Genomic DNA, 26430 nt, shown 5'->3' with positions numbered 1-26430 from the left:
GTCAGGACGCTCAGCCGGCGAGGCCGAGCAGCGCTCCCAGGCTGTTCAACGAGACACCCGGGCTTCCGGCTACGCCCGGCACGGCGGCGTCGCGCATGTCCTGCAGCTCCTGGGCCGGACGGCCCGCGTTGGCGTCCACGTCCGCCTGCGACGGCGCGACCGGGGCCCCGCCGTACGGCGCGTTCTGCGAGCCGCGGACGTTGATCGGGCTGCCCTTGGGCTCGGCACAGTACACGTTGTCGTCGGCCGGCCGCGGTGACGTGTCGGCGCCCGTGCGGTACTGGCTGTAGGGCAGGTAGCCCTTCGTGCAGGCCGGCGGGTTGAACAGGTTGAGGACGAGCCCGAGGTGGGCGGTGCCGTCGCCCGGCGCCACGCTGGACGCCGCGCCGGCCAGCGCCGGGTAGGTCACCAGCCCCTGTTCGATGCCGTCCAGCCGCGTCACGGTGACGTTGGCCGTGGTCAGCAGGTTCGCCGTCAGCGCGCCCAGGCCCGGCCCGGTCTCGTTGACGACCTGGTTGATCTGGGCCGCGACCTGCGGTGTGACGCCGATGAGCTTGCGCAGGTCACCGTCGGAGTTCTTCAGCGTGCCCGTGAGCTCGTTGAGGTTCTTGGAGAAGTCCGCGAAGTTCGACGCTTCGTGGTTCTGCGTGTCCAGCGCCTGGCCGCCGGCGTCGAGCAGCTGCACCGTCTGCGGCAGGTACTGCTGGGCCGTGGCCGTGAAGCTCTGCGCGGTGTCGAGCAATTGCTGCAGGTCGCCGCCAGTGCCGCGGAACGCGTCGTAGGACTCGTCCACGACGGTGCGCAGCGAGTCGGTGGGCACGGAGGCCGCCAGCGAGTCGAGGTCCGACAGCAGCCGGTCGGTGCTGACCGGCACCGTCGTCTTCGACGCCGGGATCACCGAGCCCCCCGCGAGGTATGGGCCCTTGTCGTTCTTCGGCCGCAGGTCCACGTACTGCTCACCCACGGCCGAGCGGTTGGCGACCACGGCGTCGAGGTCCGCGGGCACCTGCGGCGCCGACGGGTCGATGTTGAGGTCGGCCTCCAGGCCGGTCTGCGTGAGCCGCAGCTGGCCGACGCGCCCGATGTTGAAGCCGCGGTAGGTCACCTCGGCGTTGGTGAAGATGCCGCCCGACTCGTTGAGCTGCAGCTTCACCGTGTAACCGCTGTCGCCGAACACCGAGCCGAGGCCGGCGAAGCGGACCAGGGCGTAGACGAGCGCCACGATCGAGATGATCGCGAAGGCCACGAGCTGGATCTTCGTCTTGCGCAGCAACATCAGCCCGCACCTCCCGAGAGGATCCCGAAGAGCCCGGACAGCCCGCCCTGCGACGGCTGCCCGCCACCCTGGCCGCCGGTCGAGTTCGGCTGCTTCGAACCGGAGCCCGAACCGGACTGGTCGGGGAACGACAGCGGCGGCGGCTGGTCGGCGGGCGTGCCGCTCACCCCGCCGGTCAGGCCCGGCACCGGCAGCAGGTTCGACAGCGGGTTGTCCCGGCTGCGGCCCAGGTTGTCGATGATGTCCTTGAGGTTCAGGTCGACCTTCGCGAAGAGGTTGAAGTAGTCGCCCTTCACGTCGTCGTAGGCCTGGTCGGTGAACGGGAAGGTCAGCAGGATCTGCAGCGCCTGCGGCAGGTCGTTGCCGGCCTCGCCGAGCTTCTGCAGCGTCGGCGTGAGGGCCTTGAGGTCGGCCACGAGGTCCGCCTTGCTCTTGTTCACGGTGTCGGTCGCGACGCCGGAGAGGTTGTTCAGCGCGTTGAGCATGGTCACGAGCTGGCCGCGCTGCTGCTCCAGCACGCCGATGCCAGGCCCGAGGTTGTCGACGGCGCCCACCAGCTTGTCCTTCTGGTCCTTGAGCGTCATCGACAGCCGGTCGAGCCCGTCGAGCGCGCGGGTGATGTTGCGCGACTGCTCGTCGAGGTTCGTCACGAGCTCGTTGGCGTTGTCCAGCAGCGCCTTGATGTCGGGCTCCTTGCCCGCCGTCGCGTTGTTGAGCTCCTTGGTGATGGTGTTGAGCTGGTCGACCCCGCCACCGTTGAGCAGCAGCGACAGCGCGCCGAGGACCTCTTCGACCTCGACGTCGCGGCCGGTGCGCGCGAGCGGGATCGTGGCGTTGTTCGCGAGCGTGCCCTGCGCCTGGCCGTCGCCGGGTGAGGAGAGCTCCACGTACTTCTCGCCGAGCAGGCTCGACTGCTTCACGTTGGCCAGCGCGTTGGCCGGCAGCTTCACGTCGCCGTTGATCTCCACGGTGACCTCGGCGTGCCAGCCGTCGGGGGTGAGGCCGACGGACTCGACCTGGCCGACCGGCACCTCGTTGACCTTCACGCCGGCCTGCGGCACGAGGTCGAGCACGTCCTGGAACTGCACTTTCACCTTGTACGGGTGGCTGCCGAGGTCGGCACCGCCGGGCAGCGGCACGTCGTAGATGCCGGTGAACCCGCAGCCCGACAGCACCAGCGCGGACACCGTGGTGACCACGCCGGCGGCGGCGAACCTCTGGAGGCGCTTCATGCTCAGCTCCCTGTCCCGTAGACCTGGCCCGCGAGCGGGAGCGGCAGTGGCGGAAGCTTGCCGTTCTGCAGTGACTGCACCACCTGCGCGGTGGACGGCAGCGGCACGAGGCCGTCGACCACGCCGGCGATCGAGCTGCACGTGTTGCCGAGCAGCTTGAGCGCGTCGGGCGTCTGCTTGAGCAGGTTGCACACCATCACCAGTGGCGGCTGCGTGAGCTCGTTGAGGTTCGGCCGCGCGTCGAGCGTGCCGGAGGAGCCGTTGTAGACGTTGACGAGGTTCGACAGCGCCACCGGCGCCACGTCGAGGATCTCCGACAGCGCGCTGCGCTGGTCCACGAGCACCTTGGTGACACTGGCCAGCTTGTCCACATTGGACTTGAGCCGGCCGCGGTTCTGCTCGATGAAGCCCTGCACCGACTGCAGCGTGGTGCTCAGCTGCTGCACGGTGGCGGCGAGGTCGTCCTTCTCCCCCGCCAGGTACCCGCTCACGTCGGCGAGCTGGCTCTCGAACTGGCGCACCTGGCTGTCGCTGTTGACCAGCGTCTGCGAGAACTGGCCGAGGTTCTGCACGGTCTGGAACAGGTCGTCCTTGTTGCCGGCGAGCGTGCCGGACGCCTGGCCGAGCTTGGCGATCGTGTCGTGCAGGGCCTGGCCGTTGCCGTCCACGTTCTTCGCGACGGTGTTGAGCAGGTCCGAGAGCGAACCGTTCTTGTTGGCGCCGTTGGGGCCGAGGGTCTCGCTCACCTTCGCGAGGCTCGCGGCGAGCTGGTCGACCTCGAGCGGCACCTCGGTGCGGTTGAGCGGGATCACGGCGCCGTCGGAGATCTTCGGGCCGCCGGTGTACGCGGGCGCGAGCTGGATGTAGCGGTCGCTGACCAGCGACGGCGCGACGATCAGTGCCTTCGCGTCGGCGGGCACGGGCACCGAGCGGTCGTACTCGAAGTCCACGCGCACCTGGTTGCCCATCGGCTGGACCTTGGTGACCGTGCCGAGGTCGACGCCGAGCATCCGCACGCTGTTGCCCTCGTAGAGGCCGACGGCGCCGGAGAAGTACGCGGTGAGGTGGTTGCGCCCCGCGTCCTTGAGCGTCCACCAGATGCCGCCCGCGACCACGAGGGCCAGCACGACGGCGATGGACGCGCCGCGCAGGAGCGACTGGCCGAACCGGGTGTCACTCATTTCGTGTAGCACCCCTCTTGGTTGAGCGGGCCGACCGACGGCGCCACCAGGCCGCAGATGTAGTTGTCGAACCAGTGCCCGGTGCCGATGGTGTTCGTGAACACGCGCACGAACGGGGCGAACTTGGCGATGCCCTGCGCGAGCGAGTCCTGGTTGCGCTGCAGCATCGACGTGAGCTGATCCAGCTGCGTGAGCACGGGGTCGAGCTGCTTGTCGTTGTCGTCGACGAGGCCCTGCAGCTGCGTGGCGAGCTCCTGGGAGCCCTGGAGCAGCGCGGTGATGGCCTGCTCGCGCCTGGAGATCTCGTCGAGCAGCTGGTTGCCGTCGGTGATCAGCTTCTGCACCTCGGCGTCGCGGTCGACCAGCGTCTGCGACACCTCGCGGGTGTTGGCCAGCAGGTTCGACAGCTGCGCGTCGCGCGAGGCGATGGTGTCCGACAGTTTCGACAGGCCCGAGAGCGCGCCCTTCACGTCCTCGGGCGTGTTGGCGAACGTCTGCGTGATGGTGTCGAAGCTCTTCGCGAGCTGGTCGGTGTTGATGTCGTCAACGGTCTGGGACAGGCCGCGGAACGCGTCGAGCACGTCGTAGGGCGACATCGTGCGGTCGCGCGGGATCGGCTGGCCCGGGTTGAGCGTGCCGGTGCCCTGCGGGTCCAGCGAAAGGTACTTCTGACCCAGGAGCGTCTTGATCTTGATCGCGGCCGAGGTCTTGTCGCCGAGCCAGGCGTCCTTGACCTTGAACGACACCTTGACGCTGGCGCCGTCGAGCTTGATCTCGGAGACCTTGCCGACCTTCACACCGGCGATGCGCACGTCGTTGTCGGTCGTGAGCCCCGCGGCCTCGGAGAACTCGGCGCTGTAGGTCGTGCCGCCGCCGATCACCGGCAGGTCGTCGGAGTTGAGCGCGGCGATGAAGCCGAGCACGAGGACCGCGAGCCCGACCAGCGCGATCGGGACGGGGTTGCGCTTCTGGAAGGACTTCATCCGCTGCACCTCTCCCGGTTGGACGGCAGCAGCGGCACGTCGATCGGCTGGTTGACCAGCGGCGGCAGGGCGACGCTGCCCTTGACCTCGCAGGCGTAGAAGTTGAACCAGGAGCCGTAGTCGGCGGTGCGGGTCAGCGCGCTCACCTTCGTCGGCAGGAACTGGATGAAGTGCTCCAGCGTGGGCTCGTTCTTGTTGAGCTTGCCCGCGAGGTCGCCGAGCGCGCCGATGTCGTCCTTCAACGGCTGGCGCGCGTCGCCGAGCAGGCCGGCGGTGGTCTGGGCCAGGGTGCCGAGGCTGTCGATCGCGTCGCCGATGGGCTTGCGGTCGGCGGCCAGGCCGGACACCAGCTGCTGCAGCTTCACGATCAGGTTGCTCAGCTGCGGCGTGTGCGCGTTGACCGTGTCGAGCACCGAGTTCAGGTTGTCGATGACCTCGCCGATCACCTTGTCCTTGTCGGCGATCGTGGTGGCCAGCGACGCGGTGTGCGACAGCAGGCTTTCGACGGTGCCGCCCTCGCCCTGCAGGACCTGGATGACCTCGTAGGAGAGCTTGTTGACGTCGTCGGGGTTCAGCGCGGTGAACAGCGGCTTGAACCCGTTGAACAGCTCGGTGAGGTCCAGGGCGGGGGTGGTGCGTTCGAGCGGGATGGTGCCGCCCGGCGCCAGCGTCTTGCCGGAGGTGTCGCTGCCCTCGCCGAGCGAGAGGTATCGCTGGCCGACGAGGTTGCGGAACTTGATCTGCGCGGTGACACCGGCCGGCAGCTGCCGCCCTGCGTCGACGGTGAAGTCGACCTGCGCCTGGCGCTTGTCGACGATCTTCACGTCCTTCACCGTGCCCACGCGGACGCCGGCGATGCGGACGTCGTCGCCGTTGAGCAGCAGCGTCGCGTCGGTGAAGCGCGCCGAATAGTCCAAGGTGCTGGTGGTGTTGATGTTCGCGATGCTGATGCCGAGCACTGCGGTGAACAGCACGGTGATCACCACGAAGATCGACAGCTTGATCAGCGGTGCGGCCAGTCCCCTCACTTCACCGTCACCTCCGCACCCCGGTAGAGCGGGCCGACGAGCAGCGAGCCCCAGCCCGGGAAGTCACCTTGGGACATCCCGACTTCCGGCCCCACGAGCTGGCCGAGGAAGTCGTTCTCCGCGCCGGAGTACGCCGGGTCGCCACCACCCGTGCCGCCGCCGAGGCCCGCAGCGTCGGCGAGGAGGTTGCCCGGGTTGAGGCCGGTGCTGTGGGAGTTCGGCGCGTTCGTGTGGCTGGTGCCGTCCTTGAACGCGCCGTCCGGCGGCTCCTGCGGGAACGGGTTCGGCAGGTTCTTCAGGTCGTAGCAGCGCGGGCCGCGCTTGTCCTCGAACCGCGGCTCGTCCTGACCCGCCTTGTAGGGACCGCGGTTCACGACCACCTCGATCGTCGCGTGCAGGCCGGGCTGTTTGGTGCCCTTGCCGAGGGCCTTGTCGACGACCGGCACGAGCTTCGCCATCTGCCCGATCACGCACGGGTACTCCGGCGCGTACTTGGCCAGCAGCTCAGCTGTGGGCCGTGCGGTGTCGGCGAGGCTGATGATGTTCTGGGAGTTGGCTTCCAGGAACGACTGCAGGTTCTGCGAAGCCGTGGTCAGGTTGCCGTAGAGGCTGGCCAGGTTCTGCTGCTCGTCCACCACGGTGCGGGTGGTCGTGCTCAGGTTGTCGAGGCTCTGCACCAGATCCGGCGCCGACGCGCTCAGGTTGTCGGAGAAGTCCGCGAGGGCCTTGAGGTTGTGCTGCAGCTGCGGCTCGTGCGGGTTGAGCTTGCCGATGTAGTGGCCCAGCTGCGAGAGCGTCTCGCCGAGCGGCTTGCCGCGGCCCTGCAGCGCGGTGGAGATCGCGGTGAGCGTGCTGGAGAGCTTCTGCGGCTGCACCGCCTGCAGCACCGGGAGCAGGTGCTGCAGCGCCTGCTCCAGCTCGATCGCGCCCGACGTGCGGTCCTGCGGGATCACGTCGCCGTCGGTGAGCGTCTTGGCGGACGGGTTCTTCGGGATCTCGAGCGAGACGTAGCGCTCGCCGAAGAGCGTCTTGGGCAGAAAGCGCGCCGAGACGTTCTCCGGGATCAGCTTCACGTAGTCCGGCTGCAGGTCGAGCGTGAGCTCGGCCCCGTCGGTGGTGGCCGCGATGGTCTTGACCGACCCCACGATCAGGCCGCGCACCTTCACGTCCGACTGCTCCAGCAGCTGGTTGCCGATGCTGTCGGCCTCGAGCTTCACCGTCACGAACTTGGTGAACGCCTTGTTGTACAAGGCGATGCTCAGGGCCACACCTCCCACGAGCAGCGCCACGAGCAGCAGGCCCAGAAGCCTGCGCCGCAGTGTGATCATCCCGCAATCCTCACCGTGACGTCGGTCCCCCAGATGGCGAAACCGATGAAGAAGTTCACGATCGAAACCGTGACGATGGAAAGGCGCACCGCGCGGCCCACGGCCACGCCGACGCCGGCCGGCCCACCGGAGGCGCGGTAGCCGAAGTAGCAGTGCGAAAGAATGATCAAGACGCTGAAGATCAGCACCTTGATGAACGAGTACAGAACGTCTTGCGGTGGTAGGAAAAGGTCGAAGTAGTGGTCGTAGGTACCCGCTGACTGGCCGTAGATGTAGATGACCACCAGCCGCGACGCGAGGTAGGAGCTCAGCAGGCCGATGATGTAGAGCGGGATCACGGCCACGAACCCGGCGATGATCCGCGTGGTCACCAGGTACGGCAGGCTCGGCACGCCCATGACTTCCAGCGCGTCGATCTCCTCGGAGATCCGCATGGCACCCAGCTGCGCGGTGAAGCCGGCGCCGACCGTGGCCGACAGGGCCAGGCCCGCGACGAGCGGCGCGATCTCGCGGGTGTTGAAGAATGCGGTGAGGAAGCCGGTGAACGCCGAGGTGCCGATGGAGTTCAGGGCCGAGTAGCCCTGCAGGCCCACGAGGACACCGGTGAAGAGCGTGAGGCCGACCATCACGCCGACCGTGCCGCCGATGACCGCGAGCGAGCCGGAGCCGAAGCTCACCTCGGCGAGCAGCCGCAGGACTTCCTTCATGTAGCGGCGCAGCGTGCGTGGCGTCCACAGCAGCGCGCGGCCGTAGAAGGACATCTGGTCGCCCAGGGTGTCCAGGGTCTCCAGCGGACGGTGGGCGACGCGCTTCGCACCCGAGATGAACGTCATGTCAGTCCAGCTTTCCGGGCACGATCTGCAGGTAGATCAGCGTGATCACGAAGTTCACGACGAAGAGCAGCAGGAACGTGATGACCACCGACTGGTTCACCGCGTCGCCCACGCCCTTCGGGCCACCGCTGGGGTGCAGGCCCCGGTAGGCCGCCACGACCGCGGCGATGAAGCCGAAGATCAGGGCCTTGAGCTCACCGACCCAGAGGTCGGATTCCTGGGCCAGCGCGGAGAAGCTCGCCAGGTAGGCGCCCGGCGTACCGCCCTGGAGCACGACGTTGAAGAAGTAGCCGCCGAGCACGCCGATGACGCTGACCATGCCGTTGAGCAAGAGGGCGACGAGCATCATCGCGAGCGTGCGCGGCACGATCAGGCGCTGGACCGCCGAGACGCCCAGCACCTCCATCGCGTCGATCTCCTCGCGGATGGTGCGGGCGCCGATGTCCGCGCAGACCGCGCTGCCGCCGGCGCCCGCCACCAGCAGCGCGGTGACGAGCGGGCTGGCCTGCTGCACCGTGGCGAGCACCGAACCGGCGCCGGTGTAGGACTGCGCGCCGAGCTGGCGGGCGAGCGCGCCGAACTGCAGCGAGATGACCGCGCCGAACGGGATCGCGACGAGCGCCGTCGGCAGGATCGTGACGCTGGCGACGAACCAGGCCTGCTGGAGGAACTCCCGCAGCTGGAACGGGCGCTGGAAGATGCCGCGGATGATGTCGAGACCGAGGGCGAACAGGTTCCCGGTTTCGCGGAGCATGCCCGCTCCGGGGATCTTCTTCGCCGGCGCTGCGTTCGAGCTCACGCGCCACCCGGCCCGTTGCCGGTCCGGCCGAAGTAGCCGCCGCCCGGTCCTTGCGGGTTGGCGTCGCCTGGGATGCGGGCGACCTGGTCGGCGGGCAGCTGGCCCTGGTGCTGGTTCGGCACCGGGCCGCGGTCGGTGATCCGCGGGATCTGCTGCGTGTCCTCGGGCCCCGGGCGGCGGGCCGGCGCGTGGACGTTCGCTTGGACGTTCGCTTGGACGTTCGCTTGGACGTTGTAGTGCCGCTGCTCCTCCGGCGTGAGGGACTCGATGATGCCCTCCTGCGCGTTGGCCGGGAGCGTGTGGAGGATCCGCATCACGCGGTCCATCCGGCGGCGGGCGCCCGCGCGCTCCGGCAGGCCGGGGCTGGGCTGCATCTGCGGGACGACCCCGCGGACGTCCTCGTCGGGCGAGCCGTCGGAGTGCCCCGCGGCGGCTTCGGCCTCCTCGCGCGCCATCGTGGCGGTGTCCTTCTCCTCGGACATGCCGATGGGGCCGCGCTTGCGGCCGTTGAGGAACTGCTCGACCACGGGCTCGTCGCTCGTGAGCAGCACCTCGCGGGGGCCGAACATCACGAGCTCCTTGCGGAACAGCATGCCCAGGTTGTCGGGCACGGTGCGCGCGAGGTTGATGTTGTGGGAAACGATGAGGATCGTCGCGTCGATCTGGGTGTTGAGGTCGATGAGCAGCTGCGAGATGTACGCGGTGCGCACGGGGTCCAGACCGGAGTCCGGCTCGTCGACCAGGATGATCTGCGGGTCGAGCACCAGCGCCCGCGCGAGGCCCGCGCGCTTGCGCATACCGCCGGAGATCTCGCCGGGCAGCTTCCGGTCGGCGCCGGCCAGGCCCGTCATCTCCAGCTTCTCCTGGACGATGCGGCGGATCTCGGACTCGGACTTCTTGGTGTGCTCCCGCAGCGGGAAGGCGACGTTGTCGTACAGGTTCATCGACCCGAACAGCGCGCCGTCCTGGAACAGGACGCCGAAGAGCTTGCGGATCTCGTAGAGCTTGTGCTCGGAACACGTGACGATGTCCACGCCGTTGATCACGCAGCGGCCCTTGTCGGGCTTCAGCAGGCCGATCATGGACTTGAGGAACACCGACTTGCCGGTTCCCGACGGGCCGAGCATCGCGGACACCTCACCCGGGGGCAGCGTCAGCGTCACGTCCCGCCAGATGGTCTGCCTGCCGAAGGACTTCGTCAGACCTTCGATGACCACCTCGGCGCCCATCACACCTCCAGGAGCTGTTCCGCGTCGTCGCGCACCGCCGCCCCGCGGCAACTGGCAGCGGAGCCCGCGCCGATGCGCGCCGCGATCTCCGCGTCAACCAGGTGCAACGAGCTGAGTGCGAACAGGTTACTCACCAGTTTTCCGCCCTGGCGAGGCCGGTGAGCACCTCACCCGTTCGTGGCCTTGTCCGGTGACTGCTGGCAGCACGGTAGTGCACGTCACTCAGTGACGCAGATCCAGATGGCCCAAACGGCCTCACTCCGTCGGGCTAACAGGAGCAAACGGAACAGATCGACGACGAACTCGACGTGATCGAGTGGTTCGCCTTGGTCACCCGGCAGCGATGGCGATGCCGCAGATCACGGACGCGACGAGGCCGAGCACGGCGATCGTGGTGAGCACGAGGAGGTAGCGGCGGATGGCGACCTGCTGGGCCACCAGCTCGACGAGCAGGCGCTGCACGTGGGCCTGGTTGTGGCCGGCTTCGGCAGATTCCTTGAGCCTCTTCTGCACTTCGTCGGGATGGAGGTCGCTGGTCGAGTAGTAGCGCGGCAAGGCGGCGGTGCCGTCGGTCATGGGCAGCCCTTCTGATCACGGTGGGTGGTGTTCGGGAAACCGCTTCGCCGGCCTTGGTTGTTACGCTCTTGATCAAAAGGAAAGGGGCGGGCATCCGAAGTGGATGCCCGCCCCTTCAACGAGGTGGTGCGGTAGGCGCTTGCGCGCCCGGGATCACTTGATGGTGATCTTGGCGCCGGCGGCCTCGAGCTTCTCCTTGGCGGCCTCGGCGGCCTCCTTGTCGACCTTCTCCAGGAGGGCCTTGGGAGCGGCCTCGACCAGCTCCTTGGCCTCCTTCAGGCCCAGGCCCGAGACGACCTCGCGGACGACCTTGATGACCTGGATCTTCTTGTCACCGGCGGACTCGAGGACGACGTCGAACTCGTCCTGCTCCTCGGCGGCGGCCGGGGCGGCACCCACGGGGCCGGCGGTGACGACGGCGGCCGGGGCGGCGGCGGTGACGTCGAAGGTGGTCTCGAACTCCTTCACGAAGTCCGACAGCTCAAGAAGGGTGAGCTCCTTGAAGGCGTCGATCAGCTCGGCGGTGCTCAGCTTCGCCATGATGGCTTCCTCTCAGAAAAACGAACTCGACGTTCGGGGTGGGGGTGATCAGCTCTCGGCGGGTGCTTCGGCTGCTTCGGTACCGGCGGCGCCGCCCTGCTTCTCCTGCAGCGCGGCAGCCAGGCGGGCGACCTGGGACGCCGGCGCCTGGAACAGCGCGGCGGCCTGGGACAGCTTCGCCTTGAACGCGCCCGCTGCCTTGGAGAGCAGGACCTCACGGCTGTCGAGATCGGCGATCTTGCTGATCTCGTCCACGGACAGCGCTTTGCCGTCCATGTAGCCGCCCTTGATGACAAGCGCGTTGTTGTCCTTCGCGAAGTCGCGAAGCGCCTTCGCGGCGTCGACCGGCTCACCTTCGACGAAGGCGATCGCGGTGGCACCGACGAACAGGTCGTCCAGACCCTGCACACCGGCGTCCTCGGCGGCACGCTTCACGAGGGTGTTCTTCGCGACCCGGTACTTGGCACTGGTGCCGAGAGCGCGGCGCAGCTGGGACAGCTGGGACACGGAGAGGCCGGTGTACTGGGTAACGACGGTGGCCGAGCTGCTGCGGAAGCTCTCCGCGATCTCGGCGACGGCCGCCACCTTGTCGGGCTTCGCCATGGTCGCCTCCTCTCTTGGCTAGTGGATTCCACTGGTCCTTCGAGAGCCCTCTGAGACGAAAAAACGCCCACGCGCAGTCAGCACGGGGCGTCACACGGCGTTTCCCCGAGGGGAAGCCGAACCTCGTTCCTCCTGCGCGGGCCGCCCGCTCATCTCGCGGGACCTTCGTTCCGAGCGCCGTGGAGCACCCGGAAAACCAGCGGTCTTCGGTAGAACCGTCGTCAACTATACGTGAGGGCTTTCCCGCCTTTCGCCCACCCCCTGCCTGACCAGCGACAAGCCGCCCGGACTCGGGGATTCACCGCCGAGCGGGCATCATTGGTGACGTGGCGGAGCAGCGTGATCACGGACAGCCGGACAACCCCACCGGCCCCGGCCCCCAACCTGCCGACGGCACGCAACCGGTTCCGGGCGGGTTGCCGCAGCCTTCGGGGCAGTCTGGCTCGGGTCAGTGGCCAGGTTCGCAGCAGCCTTCAGCGCCGGGGGTTCCGCAGAACGGCCTGCCGTCGGGCTCGCCGCCCCCAGCCGCGGAGCCGTCGCACCTGCCCGCGCTGCCGCAGCCGTCCCAGCCCGCCCAGGGCGAGCCGCAGCTGGACGCCGCGCAGCTGGAGCAGTTCCGCCAGTTCCAGCAGTTCCAGGACTACCTCCGCTTCACCCAAGCCCAGCAAGGCAACCAACCCGCCCCCACGCCCGACGCCGGCCTCGTCCCCGCGGGCTCCCGCCAGCCGCAGACCCAGCCGGGCTGGCAGCCGCCCGTCCCCCCGGGCCCGCCCGGCGCGTTGGCGCCCTACGAGGAACCCCGCCGTCACCGCCCGGTGCCCCGCTGGCTCAAGCGCCTCGGCGGCAAGATCCTGGGCTGGGTGATCGTGCTGGTGATCCTCGGTATCGCCGCCACGTGGGCCTACCGCCACTACTTCCCCAGCGACGAAGGCAAGTCCTCGGCTCAGATCGCGGCCGAAGGCGGCGGGACCTACCACACGAACCACATCTTCTCGACGAATCCGTACGAGGCCGTCCGCTTCGTCTACCACAACATCGCGCAGGGCCTGGTCCAAGACGCGTGCGGCCGGTTCGACGAGCCCATCCAGACCAAGTTCGCCCAGGACGTCGGCCAGCCCGACTGCAAGGTGGCCGTCGAGAAGCTGCACGCGCAGGTCACCAACGAGAACGACTACGCCGAATCACTGCCCTCGTACGTCTCCGGCCCCCCGCCGGCGGGCGTGGTGACCATCGACTCGTGCGACTTCACCATCTCCGGCGGCCCGGCACTGGGCGTCTTCACCGTGTCCCAAGTGGACAAAGGTCAGTGGCTGATCACGGGCCACTCGCCGGGTCCGGAGAAGTGCGGGCCCGCGTCGAGTTCCACTCCCCCAACGTCCTGACCAGATCCGGCAGCCGCGCCTCGACCACTTCGGACGGTGCCGCCAGCGCCACAGCCGCCACGACGCGCCCCGACTCAGTGACCGGCACAGCCACGGCGGCCATCGTCTCCATGGCGTGCCCGGAGTCGACCACGGCGTAACCCTGCTCGCGGATCTCCGCCGCCTCCGCGAGCAGATCGACGCCCGTGCTGGTGTCGGGCTCCTGCGCCACCACCGCACGGCGGTCGGCTTCGGGCAGCGAAGCGAGCAGCACGCGCCCCGCCGCCGTACGCGGGAGCGCGGAGCGAAGGGACCGGGAGAGCGCGTAGTCGAATGGCTCGTCCGTTCCGGCCCAGTCGACGTACACCGCGCTGTCACCCACCTGCACCGCGAGCAGCGCCGCGCACCCGGCCGCAGAGCTCAACGAAACCAGCGCGGAATGCGACACCGACCGCACCGGCACGCGGCCGGAGCGCACCGTGAGCACGTGCGGCGCGGGGCCGAGCACGAAGTGCCGCTCCTGCTCGTCGAGGTACCCGACGGCGGCGAGGCCGTTCACCAGCTTCTGCACCGACGACACGGGCGCGTCGAGCCGAGCCGCGAGCTGCGTGAGCGTCAGCCCCGGCGCGCTGTTCGCGACCGCCTCCAGGATCGCGGCGACGCGATCGACGGTGCGGTGGTGCTGACGATTACCCATATAGGTAACAGAGTATCACATTGCGTAAATTACTTAGCCTACCTAACTTAAGGGAGAGGTTATCGATCAAGGAGGCACGAAGTGACCGAAGGCGCCCTGCACGGCATTCGCGTGATCGACCTGTCGTCCGTGGTCATGGGCCCGTACGCGACCCAGATCATGGGCGACCTCGGGGCCGACGTGGTCAAGGTCGAGTCCCCCGCGGGCGACAGCACCCGCCGCACCCACCCTCAGCGCCACGACGGCATGGGTGCGCTCGCGCTCAACGTCAACCGCAACAAACGCAGCGTCGAGCTCGACCTGAAGTCGGCCGCGGGCCACGAGGCCTTCCTGCGCCTGGTGAAGACAGCCGACGTGCTGGTCACCAACATGCGCCCCGGCGCGCTGCAGCGCCTGGGCCTCGGCTACGAGCAGCTCGCGGAGCTCAACCCGCGGCTTGTCTACTGCAACGCCCAGGGCTTCCGCACCGACTCCGACCGCGCCGGCCTCGCCGCCTACGACGAGATCGTGCAGGCGTCCTCAGGCATGGCCGACCTGATGCGCCGCGCGACCGGCACGCCCATGTACGCGCCGACGATCCTCGCCGACAAGCTGTGCGCGCTCACCATCGTCTACTCCGTGCTCGCCGCCGTGGTGCACCAGCGCGCGACCGGCCGCGGCCAGCGCGTGGAGGTGCCGATGGCCGACACGATGCTGGCGTTCAACCTCGTCGAGCACCTCGCGGGCCACACGTTCGAGCCCGCGATCGGGCCGATGGGCTTCAACCGGTCGATGACCGAGGGCCATCAGGCCGTGCGGACGGCCGACGGCTGGGCCTGCGTCCTGCCCTACACCGAGAAGAACATCGCCGACTTCTTCCGCACTGCCGGCCGCGAAGACCTCGCCACCGACCCGCGGTTCGGCGACCCCGCCAGCCGCGCGAAGCACTACGGCGAGCTGTACGACGAGATCGGCAAGCTGTCGCTCGAGAAGACCACGGCGCAGTGGCAGGAGATCTGCGCCGAGCTGTCCATCCCGTTCGCGCCGGTGCTGGAGCTGGAAGACGTGGAGACCGACCCGTACTACACGGGCAGCGGCCTCGTCTCCCTCGCCGAGCACCCGACGGAAGGCACGTACCGCCAGGTCGGGCCACCGATGATCCTGTCCGACACGCCGGCGTCGGTCCGCCGCCACACGCCCGCGCGCGGTGAGCACACGAGCGAGCTGCTCGCCGAGCTCGGCTACGCCGGCGAGGAGATCGCGAACCTCGTCTCCCCCGTGTCCGAGTAGGCGAAGAAGTCGGCCAGCGCCAGGGCGAACGCGGGGTCCGCGACGGCCGTCATGTGGTCGCCCGGGACGCGGACGAGGCGGGCGCCCGCGATGCCGATGGCGAGGCGCTCGGGCTGGGCCGCGAGCTGGTCGCGTTCGCCGGCGAGGATCAGGGTGGGGACGGTGATCTCGGTCAGGGGGATGGACGTGCGGCGGGAGGCGCGCAGGACGGCGGCCAGGGCGTCGACGTCGCCGCCGGTGCGGCGGGCGAGGCGGCGGAAGGGGCGGACCTGGGCGGGCACATTGGCGTGGTCGTCGGCGAGGAGGCCGTCGGCGAGCTGCTCGGGCTCGACCACGCGCGTGTCGACGCCGCCGAAGTCGATGATGCCCGCGCCGATCCCGCCGGTGGCCAGGCAGCGCACGCGCTTGTCCGTGGTGGCCACGATGAGGGCGACGATCGCGCCCATGGAGTAGCCGGCGAGGGAGACCTCTTCGAGGCCCAGCTCGTCGAGCAGGGCGGACACGTCTCGGGCCATCACGTCCTGGCCGTAGCAGGCCGGGTCGTGGGGCTTGTCCGACGCGCCGTGGCCGCGGGCGTCGAGGCCGATCACGGTGAACCCGGCGTCGACCAGGGTACGGACGACGCCGGTGCCGACCCAGTTCACGTGGGCGTCCGCCGCGAAGCCGTGTTGCAGCACGACGGGGCGACGGTGCCGCCCGTCGCCCTCCCACACCGTGTAGCTCAGGCGGAGCCCGTCGGGAGCGGTGAATGTCGTCGTCGGCATAGTGTCCATGAGACACGAAAAAAGGGCGGCCACGCACATTGCGTGACCGCCCTTTCGCGTGATGTGCGACTCAGACGGCCGCGTCCTCGCTGAGGAGGTTGCGCGTCCGCAGCGGGTCGACCGGGATGCCCGGGCCCATCGTGGTGGTGAAGGTGATCTTCTTGACGTAGCGGCCCTTGGCCGACGACGGCTTGGCGCGCAGGATCTCGTCCAGCGCGGCCGCGTAGTTCTCCACCAGCTTCTCGGTGTCGAACGACGCCTTGCCGATCACCAGGTGCAGGTTGGCCTGCTTGTCGACGCGGAAGTTGATCTTGCCGCCCTTGATGTCCTGCACGGCCTTCGTGACCGCGGGGGTCACCGTGCCGGTCTTCGGGTTCGGCATCAGACCACGCGGGCCGAGGATGCGGGCGATGCGGCCCACCTTGGCCATCTGGTCCGGCGTCGCGATGGCGGCGTCGAAGTCGAGCCAGCCACCCTGGATGCGCTCGATCAGCTCGTCCGTGCCGACCGCGTCCGCGCCGGCGGCCTCGGCCTCGGCGGCCTTGTCGCCGACGGCGAACACGATGACGCGAGCGGTCTTACCGGTACCGTGCGGCAGGTTCACGGTGCCGCGGACCATCTGGTCGGCCTTGCGCGGGTCGACACCCAGACGCATCGCGACCTCGACGGTCGCGTCCATCTTGGTCTTGGAGGTCTCCTTCGCCAGCTTCGCGGCCTCGAGCGGGGCGTAGAGACGCTCCTTGTCGATGAGCTCCGCAGCCTGGCGGTAAGCCTTGCTGTGCTTGGTCATGCTTCTGTCCTTAACTTCGAAAACGGATCAGTGTGGTGTCAGAGCCAGCACTGGCTCTCCCACGGTGTCGATTGCCTCGACTCCGTCGAGGCGGCGAGATCGCCCTGAGCCGATTTCTTCCCTCCCGATTTCGCTCGGCCCTCGGGGCCGATCGAAATCGCTCAGTCCAGAAACCGGCGCGATCTCGCGGTAGTGCTCAGGGGAAAATCAGCCCTCGACCGTGATGCCCATGGAGCGGGCGGTGCCGGCGATGATCTTCGCCGCCTGGTCGATGTCGTGGGCGTTGAGGTCGGTCTCCTTGGTCTTGGCGATCTCGCGGACCTGGTCCCAGGTGACCTTGGCGACCTTGGTCTTGTGCGGCTCGCCGGAGCCCTTCTCCACGCCCGCGGCCTTGAGCAGCAGCTTGGCGGCCGGCGGCGTCTTCAGCTTGAAGTCGAACGACCGGTCTTCGTACACGGAGATCTCGACCGGGACGACGTCCCCGCGCTGCGACTCGGTCGCGGCGTTGTAGGCCTTGCAGAACTCCATGATGTTGACGCCGTGCTGGCCCAGCGCCGGGCCGACCGGCGGGGCCGGGTTGGCCTGGCCCGCCTTGATCTGCAGCTTGATGATCGCCGCAAGCTTCTTCTTCTTGGGTGGCATTACCTTGTGTCCTTCTTACTGACGTGAGTCCCCCGCACACCTGCCAGTACGCGGGGACTGCCGGTCGGTATTCCCGACCGTCAGATCTTGGAGACCTGGGTGAACGACAGCTCGACCGGGGTCTCCCGGCCGAAGATCGACACCAGGACCTTCAGCTTCTGTCCGTCGACGTTGACCTCGGAGATCGTCGCGGGCAGCGTGGCGAACGGGCCGTCCATGACGGTGACCGACTCGCCGACCTCGAAGTCGACCTCGACGGCGCCGCCACCGGACGGCGTGGACGCCGCGGCGGCCTCGCCCTTGCCGGCCTTCGCCGGGGCTTCCTTCTCGACCTGCGGCGCGAGGAACTTCAGCACCTCGTCCACGGTGAGCGGCGACGGGCGCGAGGTCGCGCCGACGAACCCGGTGACGCCCGGCGTGTTGCGCACCGCGCTCCACGAGGCGTCGTTCAGGTCCATCCGGACCAGGATGTAGCCGGGCAACACCTTGCGCTGCACCTGCTTGCGCTGGCCGTTCTTGATCTCGGTGACCTCTTCGGTCGGAACCTCGATCTGGAAGATGTAGTCCTCGACGTCCAGCGTCGTGGTCCGGGTCTCGAGGTTGGTCTTCACCTTGTTCTCGTACCCGGCGTAGCTGTGCACGACGTACCACTCGCCCGGCGCGGCCATCAGCTCGGCGCGCAGCGCGGCGACGGGGTCGTCGGACTCGGCGGCCGGCTCGGACTCGACGGCTTCGTCGGCCACGGCGTCGGCTTCGCTGTCGTCAGCCGCGTCGGCCTCGGTGTCTGAGGCCTCGGCGTCGTCAGCGCTGTCTTCGACGGCTGCGTCGACCTCTTCGCCGGCGTCGGGCACCTCGACGGGCTCGAGGTGAGCGGACTCCTCGTCGCCGAGTGCCGCGTGCACCTGCTCGTCGGAAAGCTCGGTCAGGTCGCGACCGGCTCCTGTGCCGTTGTCGGAGGTCACGTTCCGTCCTCTCAGTTGATCACTTGCCGGGCTCGGGCAGGCCGGCCCGCGCGGCGCACGGTGGCGCGCCCCTTCGGCGTCAGCCGAAGACCAGCCCGATGACCTGCTTGAAGGCCAGGTCAAGGCCGCTCACGAGGGCCACCATGAACACCACGAACACCAGCACGACTGCGGTGTAGGTGACCATCTGCTTGCGGTTGGGCCAGATGACCTTGCGCAGCTCCGCCCAGACCTCGCGGACGAACCGCATGATCCGCGCGAAGACCGACGCCTTCTTCGGCTTCTGGTCCCGCTTCGGGGTCGGCGCGCCCTTGGCGTCGGCGGGCTTCGCGACCTTGTCGCCCGCCTTGCCGGACGGCCTGGTGCCGCCCGAACGCGCCTCGGACTTGCCGGACGGGCGGGCGGAAGCGCGGCGCTCACGCCGAGCCGCGGCGGTCGCCGGGCGGGACTCGACCCCGGGCTTCTCGCCCGACGCGTCCTGCTCGTGCTCGCCGCTGGCGTCGCTGTCGCTCACGACCACTCCTCCGCTCCACCAGTACCCGTACGCAGGGGTGACAGGACTTGAACCTGCAACCTGCGGTTTTGGAGACCGCTGCTCTGCCAATTGAGCTACACCCCTGTGGAACCTGGTCACCCAGGCTCCGGAGGACGCATTCCATCGTCCCCACCATCCGGCGGGGATGACCGTAGTGCGTTCCGAGTTCCGAAGTCTACGGCAAGCCGGATCGAGGCCCGCAACCGCGCCCCCCTCGTTAGTCGGGCGCCCTCGCACCGACCCCCGATGCCCTGCTCCAGCGCGCCGGGAACGTGACCGGCGAGCGCCGCCGAGCCGTGCCAGGATGGCCGCATGCGCCCGTCCGCGATTAATCGGAAAACGACTCTCCGCACGGTGGTCAACGCGGATTCCGCGGTCGTTCATCCCGGACTCGCGCGGCACTTCGGAAGCCGCCGGAAAACCGTGCCGCAGCGGGGAAATTCCGGCATCGCGGCCGAGAACCCGGTGATCCCCAGCGAGGTCCCCGGTGCGGCGCGTGATCTTCGTTGTCCCGCAAGGAAAGTCGTCCCCGAGGAGGCCCGGTGACCGCGTTGCGACTCGGACTCGCCCTGCCGCAGTACGGCAAGCTCGCCGACCCCACTGCCATCGCCGGATTCGCCGCCGCGGCCGAGGATCTCGGCTACGCTTCGCTGTGGGTCGGTGACCGCGTGCTCACCCCGCTCGAACCCTCGGACCTGTACCCGGGAGGCGGGACACCGGAGCGGCCGTACCCGCCGGAGTTCATCCACTTCGTCGACCCGTTCGTCGCGCTGACGGCCGCCGCCGGCGCCACGAAGACCGTGCGGCTGGGCATGAGCACGCTCTCGGCGCCCGTCTACACGCCGGTGCTGCTCGCTCGGACGCTCACGTCGCTCGACCTGCTCTCCGGCGGCCGCCTCGACGCCGGATTCGGCCTCGGCTGGCTGCGCGACGAGTACACCGCCACCGGCGCGCCGTGGGCCGGGCGCGGCGGCCGCCTCGACGAGCTGATCCAGGTCCTGCGCACGCTCTGGACCGCCGACCCCGCGGGCCACGACGGCGCGCACTGGCAGATCCCCGATTCGCACGTCGGCCTGCGGCCAGTGCAGAACCCGCACCCGCCGATCCTGCTCGGCGGGATGTCCGAACGCGCCCTGCGCCGCGTCGGCACGAGCGCCGACGGCTGGCTCCCGACGCTGCTGCCCCCGCAGTACCTGCACCGGACGTGGGCGGTGATCGCCGACGCCGCCACCGAAGCCGGCCGCGACCCGGCGACGCTGCGGCGCCCGTTGCGCGTCAACCCGCGCGAGGGCACGCCCGTGGTGACCGTTGCCGACCTCGCGTCGGCGCTGAAGGGTGCCGCCGACGAGGGGTTCACCGAGGCGTTCGTGGACCTGCACTACATCGCCGACGGCGTCGAACACGCGCTGGACCTGGCCGAACAGCTGCGCGCCGCCGTCGACCGGTAGGGGGTCTCACCCGGATACCCGTCGTCACGCGGGGTCGCGGACCGGTAGAAACGATCAGGTGGCAGCGAAGAAGCGCGGCGGATGCGGGTTGCTGGTCCTGGTGGTCGTGGTCGCGCTGCTCGGGGTGGGGTACTACAAGTCGAAGCACGGGTCGTCGACCGAGCCGCCGGCCGGCGCCGGTACGGGAGGCGGTACGGGCCGCTACGTGGCGCTCGGCGACTCGTACACCTCCGCGCCGCGAACGGGGAAGGCGGCGGGCACGCCCGCGGGCTGCGACCGTTCGGACAACAACTACCCGCACCTGGTGGCCGCGAAGATCAAGCCCGCGCAGTTCGTGGACGTCAGCTGCAGCGGCGCCACCACGGCCGACCTCACGGGCTCCCAGTCGACCCACAACGGCACGAACCCGCCGCAGCTGGACTCTGTGACGTCGGCGACCACGCTCGTGACGCTGGGCATCGGCGGCAACGACGTCGGGTTCATCGCGCTCGCCCCCAGCTGCGCCACCTCGCACCGCGACGGCGCGCCCTGCCACGACCGGCTCACCGCGGGCGGGCACGACCAGCTGTCCGACCGCATTGACGCCGTCGCGGGCAAGCTCGGCGCGGTGCTCGACAAGATCCACGCCCAGGCCCCGCAGGCCCGGGTGGTCGTGGTCGGCTATCCCACCGTGCTGCCCGACGGCGACGGCTGCTGGCCCGCGATCCCCGTCGGGTCCGGCGATGTCGCGTACTTGCGCGACTCGCTGAAACACCTCGACGACGTGCTCGAAGAGCAGGCCAAGACCCACAACGCGGGCTACGCCGACACGGCCGGGCCGAGCAAGGGCCACGACGTGTGCACGGGCTCCGGCACGCGCTGGGTGGAGGGTCTGGTGCCGACGTCGGCCGCCGCCCCGCTGCACCCCAACGCGCGGGGTGAAGCGGGCATGGCGACGGCCGTCGAGTCGGTGGTGAGCTGAGCGCGTTACGCGCGGACGAGCGCCTGCGGCTTGCCGAGCACGGTCTTGCCGTCGAACTTCACGACCAGGTCCAGGCGGGCGACGCCGTCGTCGGAGATCGCGCCGACCTTGCCCGTCATCTCCACGAGGGCGCCCTCGGCGTCGTCGGGGACCGCGACGGGGCGGGTGAAGCGGGCGCTGAAGTCCAGCAGGCGCGAGGGGTCGCCGAGCCAGTCGGTGACGACACGGCCGGCCAGAGCCATGGTGAGCATGCCGTGGGCGATCACGTCGGGCAGGCCGACTTCCTTGGCGAAGCGCTCGTTCCAGTGGATCGGGTTGAAGTCCAGCGCGGCGCCCGCGTAGCGGACCAGCTGCTCGCGCGTGACGCGCACCTTCAGCGAGGGCAGTTCGTCGCCGACGTTCACGCGTCCTCCCCTCGCACCACGAGCTGCGCGCGGGTGGTGCAGACCAGCTTGCCGTCGGCGTCGGTGATGCGGGCGCTGACGTTGATGAAGTCGTTGCCGGCGCGGGCCATGATGTTCTCGATGGTCGCGCCGATCTCCAGCACGTCACCCGCGTGGACGGGGCGCTCGTAGGTGAAGCCTTGGTCGCCGTGGACCATGCGCGAGTAGTCGAGCCCGAGCTCCGGGTCGGCCACGATCCCGTTGACCTTGGGCAGGTTCAGGAGCGTGAGGAACGTCGGCGGCGCGACCACGTCCGGGAACCCGGCCGCGCGGGCCGCCTCCGGGTCGCGGTAGATCGGGTTGGGGTCCCCGATCGCCTCGGCGAACTCGAGGATCTTCTCGCGGCTCACCGCGTACTTTCCGGCCGGCGGATAGCTCCGCCCGGCGAACGACTGGTCCAAAGGCACCCGCTGAGGCTAGCCGACCCGGGACCGTTGTCCGAGAGGTCCCCGGACGTGCCCTCGGCCGGCCCAAAACTGGCCCTGAACAGCGAAAAGCCGCCCCGGCGTTGGGCCGAGGCGGCTGTTCGAAGCTGGACGAGAACCGCTAACGTCAGCGGGTCTCTTTGTGAGTCCGGTGCGTACCGCAGTTCGGGCAGAACTTCTTCATCTCCAAGCGGTCCGGGTCGTTGCGCCGGTTCTTCTTGGTGATGTAGTTGCGGTGCTTGCACTCCTCGCACGCCAGCGTGATCTTGGGTCGCACGTCGGTGGCAGCCACAGCGTTTCCTTCTCTCTCAGATCCGGGGGCCAGCCCCGTCGTTACCGCGTAGCGGTGGCCGGACTTGAACCGGCGACACAGCGATTATGAGCCGCTTGCTCTGCCAACTGAGCTACACCGCCCTAACCACGCCCAACCCCGGGGGGTCCAGGGGGCGAAGCCCTCTGGCGGGGGCCTGGGGGTTCGACCCCCAGATGGACGCCGCGAAGCGAGCTAGGCTTGCGTTTTCCGCAAGCATAGCTCGTTCACTCGCGAGCCCCTTTACGGAATCGAACCGTAGACCTTCTCCTTACCATGGAGACGCTCTGCCGACTGAGCTAAAGGGGCCTGCCTCTGTGAGGACTTGAAAAGATTAGCAAGGGGGTTCACCCGGCCGTGCACGAGGGGTCCCATTTGCACAAAACCTCAGGTCAGCAGGGTCAAGACCGTCTCCGAGTGCCGGCCCGGCGACCGCGCCGTACGGGCCTGCAGCCAGGCCTCCAGGCGGTCCTCGGGCAGCGGCCGCGAGATCAGGTAGCCCTGGGCGACGTCACACCCCATCGCCTCCAGCTGGTCGCGCGCGACGTCCTCTTCGACGCCCTCCGCGACCACCGTGAGGCCCAGCGAGTGGCCCAGCTCGACGATCGAGCGCACCACGGCGAGGTCGCCGAGGTCGGTGCCCATGCCGAGCACGAAGCTCTTGTCGATCTTCACCTGGTCCACCGGCAGCTGCCGCAGGTACGCGAGTGACGAGTAGCCCGTGCCGAAGTCGTCCACGGCCAGCACGATGCCCAGCGAGTGCAGCTCCCGCAGGATCGGCAGGGCCTTCTGCGGGTCGGACATCACGCCGGACTCGGTGAGCTCGAACGTGAGCAGCTCGGGCGGCACGTCGTAGCGCTCCAGCTCGCGCTGGACCTTCGCCGGGAAGTCCTCGTCCGCCAGGTTGCGCACGGACAGGTTCACGGCCGCGGAGATGCGCAGGCCCTCGTCGAGCCACTTGCGCACGCGCTTGAGCGAGGCCTCCAGCACGAACGACGTCAGCACGCCGATGAGGCCGGCCGCTTCGATGGCGGGCACGAACTCGTCGGGGCCGAGCCGGCCGAACTCCGGGTGCACCCAGCGCACGAGCGCCTCGACGCCCTGCACCTGACGGTTCGGCAGCGTGATCTTCGGCTGGTAGTGCACGGACACGTGCCCGTCCTCCAGCGACTGCCGGAACTGCGTCACCATCTGGAAGCGGCGCAGGAAGATCTGGCCCATGCTCGGCACGTAGCCGCGCACCTCTTCGCCGCCGCGGGTGGCGCGGACGGCGACGTCCGCGCGCTGCAGCAGGCCGTCGACGTCCACGGGCTCGCCGCCGTCCTCGGTGGAGGTGGTGGCGTAGCCGATCATCGCGTTGGCTTCGACCGAAAGCCGGTCGACGGGGTAGGGCGCCGAGAGCTGCACGCGCAGGCGTTCGGCCGCGGCGTGGGCGTTCTCCGGCGTGCAGCCCACGAGCAGGGCGGCGAACGACGCGCCCTCGAGACGGGCGAGCGGCACGTCCGGGCCCAGCGCGTCGCGGATCCGGCGGCCGGCGGCGATCACCATGCGGTCGGCCCACGAGTAGCCCAGCGCGTCGCTGACGGTCGAGAAGACGTCGAGGTCGATGCGCAGCACCACTGCGTTGGCGAAGTCGCGCAGCGGCTCCTTGGCGACCTGCTGGAAGCCCGGCCGGTTGAGGTGGCCGGTGAGCGGGTCGTGGTAGGCGTCGTGGCGCAGGGTCGCGAGCAGGCGCCGGTTGTCGAGCGACGTCGCGAGGTGGCTGGCCATCGTGCCGAGCAGCTGCACGTCGTACTTGCCGAAGCCGCGCCAGCGCGACAGCCGGTCGTGGGCCTCGACGACGCCGAGCAGCTGGTTGGCGCTGCGCAGCGGCACCACGAGCGCCTCCTGTGCGCCGCGGTTGAGCAGCGCCGCGCGGACGTCGGGGTTGGCCTCGGTGATGCGGAAGTGGCGCACGTGGGCGCCGGGCAGGCGCTGCAGCGGGTCGTCGGCGTTCGGGTCGACGGGCGGCAGCTCGTCGCCGGCCACGACCACGCGCATGGTGTCCTTGGCTTCCAGGCGCAGTCGCAGCACGACGCGGCCGGCGGCCAGCTGGTCCTTGATCCGTTCGGCGATCGTGGCCCACTCGCGCACGTCGACGCCGCCGACGAGCTCGTCGGCCCGCCCGGCCGGACGCGCGGCGGCCTGCTGGCCCGAGCGCGCGACCATGAGGCTCACGTCGGACAGCGCCTCCATGTCCCGCTGCTCGCGCAGCAGGTCGGAGTAGGCCCAGTACAGCGCGGTGAGCCCGAGGAACACGGCCAGCACCAACGGCCACGCCTGCGGGGTGTTCGCGATCACGAGGTAGCCGGACAGGCCCACCGACGCGTTCACGAAGCCCACCACGAGGATGCGGCCGGTCAGCCGGATCGCGGTGCTCACGCGCATGCGGCGGCGCAGCACGCGCACGGCGGCCAGCGCCAGCAGCGTGCTGACCAGCGGCGCGGTGAGCGTGCCCGCCAGCGCGGCGACCCACGGCATGGCCTCGCCGCCGCCCACGGCCTGCTTCACGAGCCCCGCGACGGCGAACGCGCCGGTGATCTCGAGCAGGAACGCGCCCGCGTTGTAGAGGACACGTCCGGCGACCTTGCGGGCCAGCAGCGTGCCGATGCCCGCGACCAGGTGCGCGGCCAGCACGACCTCGAACGGAGCAACGAAGAAACCGATTACCAGCGGAATTTCTGTGAACGAGATCGTCCACGAAATGCCGCTTCGGACGTCGACGTTGATGCCCAGCTGTTCGGCGAGCAGGAACGCCAGCGCCAGCACTGGTCCGATCCACCAGAGCTTGGCCGAGCCGTGAAAGGGCAACCAGGAACCGACCGCGAAGGCGGTGATCAGACCCAGGCCGAGAACGGCGAAGGTGTATATGCGGAACCGGCGTTCGTCCGTGCGGGCCTCGGTGAAGGTCCCGGAAACGGCGCCCCCCTTGGCCTGTTTCGCCGCTGGGGCGGCATCAGGCCTGCCGTTGCTGTCCGGCATCCGACCTTCCTTCCCGGCTGCCCACCGGTCGCGCTCGTCAGTGACGTCAGGTGTGGACAAGGGCCATACCGTACCCCGGAGGGCGTACCCGTGTCCCTTTCGAGACAGTAGGAGATCACCCCAGGGTTAACAATGGGCTTGTGGCGCTGACCTGCGTGGACCAAGGAGTGAAACTCCCCGTTCGTGCCTGATTCGGCGGCCCGGGGTGTGTTCAGGGGTTCTGCCGAGTCCAGCGGGGCGACAATGAAGTACATGCACAACGACGTGACAGCCACCGGGCACGCGGCGCGGATCGCCACGGTGGACGCCCTGCTCCCCGCACCCCTCCCCTTCGAAGTCCACGACGACGCCACCATCCTGTCGGCGCAGGTCGGAGACACGACGGCCGCCGGTCTGGCCACCAGCACCGAGCTCGGCCCCGACAGCTCCCAGTCCATCTGGCGGGCCCTGACCGAGCACCGGCTCGAGGTCCAGCTCGCCGGCCCCGACCCCGCCGCTGGCCTCGACGCGTTGCTCACTCGATGGGATGAACACCTGTCGACCATCGCCCGCCCGGGGGATCCCGAGTGCTCGGCCGTGGTCTCCCGGCCCAGCCGCGACACCGCCGGTGTGACCGAAATGCTGCGCCACGGCTTCGCTCCGGTGGGCGTGATCGCCGTCCGCCCGGCCCAGCGCATGGCCGCCGCGGGGCCGGCGACGACCCCCGGCGTCTGCATCCGCCACGCCACTCCGGACGACCTCGACACCGCCGTGCACCTCATGCTCGAACTCCAGCGCTACGACGCGCAGTTCGGCCGCGTGACCGTGCGGCCGGGCATCGACGAGCTGGTGGGCAAGGAGCTCCTGCGGCTGCTGGAGCGGCCGGAGCCGCAGGTGTGGATCGCCGAGCTGTACGGGCAGGCGCTCGGCCTGGCCGTGCTGCAGATGCCCGACGAGACGGCCTGGATCCAGCACCGGGTGGCCGCTTCGCGGATCGGCTACCTGTCTTCGCTCGCAGTCTCGGAGGCCGCGCGGTCGGCCGGTGTGGGTACGGCGCTGGCGGCCCACGCGCACCAGGTGTTCGACGAGGCCGGTGCGGATGTCGTGCTGCTGCACACAGCAGTGCTGAACCCGCGGTCGACGCCGTTCTGGTACGTGCAGGGGTACCGGCCGTTGTGGACGGGGTGGCAGCGCAGGCCCGCGGTCCGCTGATCC

The 26430-nt window shown here is 69.4% G+C and carries 28 protein-coding genes and 3 tRNA genes; 5 read left to right on the top strand and 26 right to left on the bottom strand.

Features of this window, described 5'->3' with window-relative positions:
- Window positions 1–10: 10 nt before the first annotated feature.
- The 13 genes from ACQPXB_RS03870 to rplJ form a co-directional block, all read right to left on the bottom strand.
- A complete protein-coding gene (locus tag ACQPXB_RS03870) occupies window positions 11–1276 on the bottom strand; it encodes an MlaD family protein (protein ID WP_366575825.1) in 1266 nt (421 codons plus the stop codon).
- Window positions 1276–2508: an MCE family protein gene (locus ACQPXB_RS03865; RefSeq protein WP_366575827.1), complete on the bottom strand. Its 1233-nt coding sequence runs from the start codon at window positions 2506–2508 to the stop codon at window positions 1276–1278. Before ACQPXB_RS03865 ends, ACQPXB_RS03870 begins: the two co-directional genes overlap by 1 nt.
- Before the next feature lie 2 nt (window positions 2509–2510).
- Window positions 2511–3689 carry an MCE family protein gene (locus tag ACQPXB_RS03860; protein WP_366575829.1) on the bottom strand — a complete coding sequence of 393 codons (1179 nt, stop codon included), beginning with the start codon at window positions 3687–3689 and terminating at the stop codon, window positions 2511–2513.
- On the bottom strand, window positions 3686–4672 hold the full coding sequence (locus tag ACQPXB_RS03855; RefSeq protein ID WP_432849508.1) for an MCE family protein: 987 nt from the start codon (window positions 4670–4672) through the stop codon (window positions 3686–3688). Before ACQPXB_RS03855 ends, ACQPXB_RS03860 begins: the two co-directional genes overlap by 4 nt.
- A complete protein-coding gene (locus ACQPXB_RS03850; RefSeq protein ID WP_432849506.1) occupies window positions 4669–5700 on the bottom strand; it encodes an MCE family protein in 1032 nt (343 codons plus the stop codon). Before ACQPXB_RS03850 ends, ACQPXB_RS03855 begins: the two co-directional genes overlap by 4 nt.
- Window positions 5697–7028, bottom strand: a complete 1332-nt coding sequence (locus tag ACQPXB_RS03845; RefSeq protein WP_432849504.1) for an MCE family protein — start codon at window positions 7026–7028, stop codon at window positions 5697–5699. Before ACQPXB_RS03845 ends, ACQPXB_RS03850 begins: the two co-directional genes overlap by 4 nt.
- Window positions 7025–7861, bottom strand: coding sequence for an MlaE family ABC transporter permease (locus ACQPXB_RS03840; protein WP_360597583.1), 837 nt, complete (start codon window positions 7859–7861; stop codon window positions 7025–7027). Before ACQPXB_RS03840 ends, ACQPXB_RS03845 begins: the two co-directional genes overlap by 4 nt.
- A gap of 1 nt (window position 7862) precedes the next feature.
- The gene (locus ACQPXB_RS03835) at window positions 7863–8615 is read right to left on the bottom strand and encodes an MlaE family ABC transporter permease (protein ID WP_432857279.1); all 753 of its coding nucleotides are present in this window, start codon (window positions 8613–8615) and stop codon (window positions 7863–7865) included.
- Between the two features lie 41 nt (window positions 8616–8656).
- Window positions 8657–9889, bottom strand: a complete 1233-nt coding sequence (locus ACQPXB_RS03830) for an ABC transporter ATP-binding protein (RefSeq protein WP_432849501.1) — start codon at window positions 9887–9889, stop codon at window positions 8657–8659.
- Window positions 9889–10023, bottom strand: a complete 135-nt coding sequence (locus ACQPXB_RS03825; protein WP_366575837.1) for a hypothetical protein — start codon at window positions 10021–10023, stop codon at window positions 9889–9891. Before ACQPXB_RS03825 ends, ACQPXB_RS03830 begins: the two co-directional genes overlap by 1 nt.
- Before the next feature lie 196 nt (window positions 10024–10219).
- Window positions 10220–10465, bottom strand: coding sequence for a hypothetical protein (locus tag ACQPXB_RS03820; protein WP_366575839.1), 246 nt, complete (start codon window positions 10463–10465; stop codon window positions 10220–10222).
- A gap of 153 nt (window positions 10466–10618) precedes the next feature.
- A complete protein-coding gene (gene rplL / locus ACQPXB_RS03815) occupies window positions 10619–11005 on the bottom strand; it encodes a 50S ribosomal protein L7/L12 (protein WP_364045171.1) in 387 nt (128 codons plus the stop codon).
- 48 nt (window positions 11006–11053) lie between these two features.
- Complete coding sequence (gene rplJ, locus ACQPXB_RS03810; RefSeq protein ID WP_386946357.1) at window positions 11054–11608, bottom strand: 50S ribosomal protein L10; 555 nt, start codon at window positions 11606–11608, stop codon at window positions 11054–11056.
- Between the two features lie 326 nt (window positions 11609–11934).
- Here rplJ and ACQPXB_RS03805 point away from each other — a divergent pair, with 326 nt between their 5' ends.
- Window positions 11935–12990, top strand: a complete 1056-nt coding sequence (locus ACQPXB_RS03805) for a hypothetical protein (RefSeq protein ID WP_432849498.1) — start codon at window positions 11935–11937, stop codon at window positions 12988–12990.
- Here the strand turns inward: ACQPXB_RS03805 and ACQPXB_RS03800 are convergent.
- Window positions 12923–13666 carry an IclR family transcriptional regulator gene (locus ACQPXB_RS03800; protein WP_432849496.1) on the bottom strand — a complete coding sequence of 248 codons (744 nt, stop codon included), beginning with the start codon at window positions 13664–13666 and terminating at the stop codon, window positions 12923–12925. The genes ACQPXB_RS03805 and ACQPXB_RS03800 overlap by 68 nt on opposite strands.
- An 81-nt stretch (window positions 13667–13747) precedes the next feature.
- Between ACQPXB_RS03800 and ACQPXB_RS03795 the strand changes: the two genes are divergently transcribed.
- A complete protein-coding gene (locus tag ACQPXB_RS03795) occupies window positions 13748–14935 on the top strand; it encodes a CaiB/BaiF CoA transferase family protein (RefSeq protein WP_432849494.1) in 1188 nt (395 codons plus the stop codon).
- On the opposite strand, the gene ACQPXB_RS03790 is transcribed toward ACQPXB_RS03795, so the two are convergent.
- From ACQPXB_RS03790 to ACQPXB_RS03765, 6 genes are all read right to left on the bottom strand, one after another.
- Window positions 14887–15699: an alpha/beta fold hydrolase gene (locus ACQPXB_RS03790; RefSeq protein ID WP_366575850.1), complete on the bottom strand. Its 813-nt coding sequence runs from the start codon at window positions 15697–15699 to the stop codon at window positions 14887–14889. The genes ACQPXB_RS03795 and ACQPXB_RS03790 overlap by 49 nt on opposite strands.
- 70 nt (window positions 15700–15769) lie before the next feature.
- A complete protein-coding gene (gene rplA, locus ACQPXB_RS03785; protein WP_220246051.1) occupies window positions 15770–16489 on the bottom strand; it encodes a 50S ribosomal protein L1 in 720 nt (239 codons plus the stop codon).
- 207 nt (window positions 16490–16696) lie between these two features.
- Window positions 16697–17131: a 50S ribosomal protein L11 gene (gene rplK / locus ACQPXB_RS03780; protein ID WP_204091731.1), complete on the bottom strand. Its 435-nt coding sequence runs from the start codon at window positions 17129–17131 to the stop codon at window positions 16697–16699.
- A gap of 80 nt (window positions 17132–17211) precedes the next feature.
- Complete coding sequence (nusG, locus tag ACQPXB_RS03775; RefSeq protein WP_432849491.1) at window positions 17212–18093, bottom strand: transcription termination/antitermination protein NusG; 882 nt, start codon at window positions 18091–18093, stop codon at window positions 17212–17214.
- 79 nt (window positions 18094–18172) lie between these two features.
- Complete coding sequence (gene secE, locus ACQPXB_RS03770; protein WP_360597598.1) at window positions 18173–18607, bottom strand: preprotein translocase subunit SecE; 435 nt, start codon at window positions 18605–18607, stop codon at window positions 18173–18175.
- A 32-nt stretch (window positions 18608–18639) separates the two neighbouring features.
- Window positions 18640–18712, bottom strand: a tRNA-Trp gene (locus ACQPXB_RS03765).
- A gap of 458 nt (window positions 18713–19170) precedes the next feature.
- Here ACQPXB_RS03765 and ACQPXB_RS03760 point away from each other — a divergent pair.
- Window positions 19171–20076 (top strand): TIGR03619 family F420-dependent LLM class oxidoreductase, encoded by a 906-nt coding sequence (locus ACQPXB_RS03760; protein ID WP_432849489.1) that lies wholly within the window; start codon window positions 19171–19173, stop codon window positions 20074–20076.
- Window positions 20077–20134: 58 nt separating this feature from the next.
- On the top strand, window positions 20135–21037 hold the full coding sequence (locus tag ACQPXB_RS03755; RefSeq protein WP_432849487.1) for an SGNH/GDSL hydrolase family protein: 903 nt from the start codon (window positions 20135–20137) through the stop codon (window positions 21035–21037).
- Between the two features lie 5 nt (window positions 21038–21042).
- On the opposite strand, the gene ACQPXB_RS03750 is transcribed toward ACQPXB_RS03755, so the two are convergent.
- From ACQPXB_RS03750 to ACQPXB_RS03725, 6 genes are all read right to left on the bottom strand, one after another.
- A complete protein-coding gene (locus ACQPXB_RS03750; protein ID WP_432849485.1) occupies window positions 21043–21441 on the bottom strand; it encodes a MaoC family dehydratase in 399 nt (132 codons plus the stop codon).
- On the bottom strand, window positions 21438–21887 hold the full coding sequence (locus ACQPXB_RS03745; protein WP_285970696.1) for a MaoC family dehydratase N-terminal domain-containing protein: 450 nt from the start codon (window positions 21885–21887) through the stop codon (window positions 21438–21440). Before ACQPXB_RS03745 ends, ACQPXB_RS03750 begins: the two co-directional genes overlap by 4 nt.
- Window positions 21888–22032: 145 nt before the next feature.
- Window positions 22033–22197: a 50S ribosomal protein L33 gene (rpmG, locus tag ACQPXB_RS03740; RefSeq protein WP_020668467.1), complete on the bottom strand. Its 165-nt coding sequence runs from the start codon at window positions 22195–22197 to the stop codon at window positions 22033–22035.
- 49 nt (window positions 22198–22246) lie between these two features.
- Window positions 22247–22319 (bottom strand) — tRNA-Met (locus tag ACQPXB_RS03735).
- Window positions 22320–22451: 132 nt separating this feature from the next.
- A tRNA-Thr gene (locus ACQPXB_RS03730) sits at window positions 22452–22524 on the bottom strand.
- A gap of 78 nt (window positions 22525–22602) precedes the next feature.
- Window positions 22603–25236 carry a putative bifunctional diguanylate cyclase/phosphodiesterase gene (locus ACQPXB_RS03725; protein ID WP_285970697.1) on the bottom strand — a complete coding sequence of 878 codons (2634 nt, stop codon included), beginning with the start codon at window positions 25234–25236 and terminating at the stop codon, window positions 22603–22605.
- A 252-nt stretch (window positions 25237–25488) separates the two neighbouring features.
- Between ACQPXB_RS03725 and ACQPXB_RS03720 the strand changes: the two genes are divergently transcribed.
- Window positions 25489–26427, top strand: a complete 939-nt coding sequence (locus ACQPXB_RS03720; protein WP_432849482.1) for a GNAT family N-acetyltransferase — start codon at window positions 25489–25491, stop codon at window positions 26425–26427.
- Window positions 26428–26430: the final 3 nt, after the last annotated feature.

This window comes from Amycolatopsis sp. CA-161197 (genome assembly GCF_050942255.1).
Taxonomy (GTDB): Bacteria; Actinomycetota; Actinomycetes; order Mycobacteriales; family Pseudonocardiaceae; genus Amycolatopsis.
Note: the sequence above shows the minus strand (reverse complement) of the source record. Positions and strands in the feature narration are given on the sequence as shown.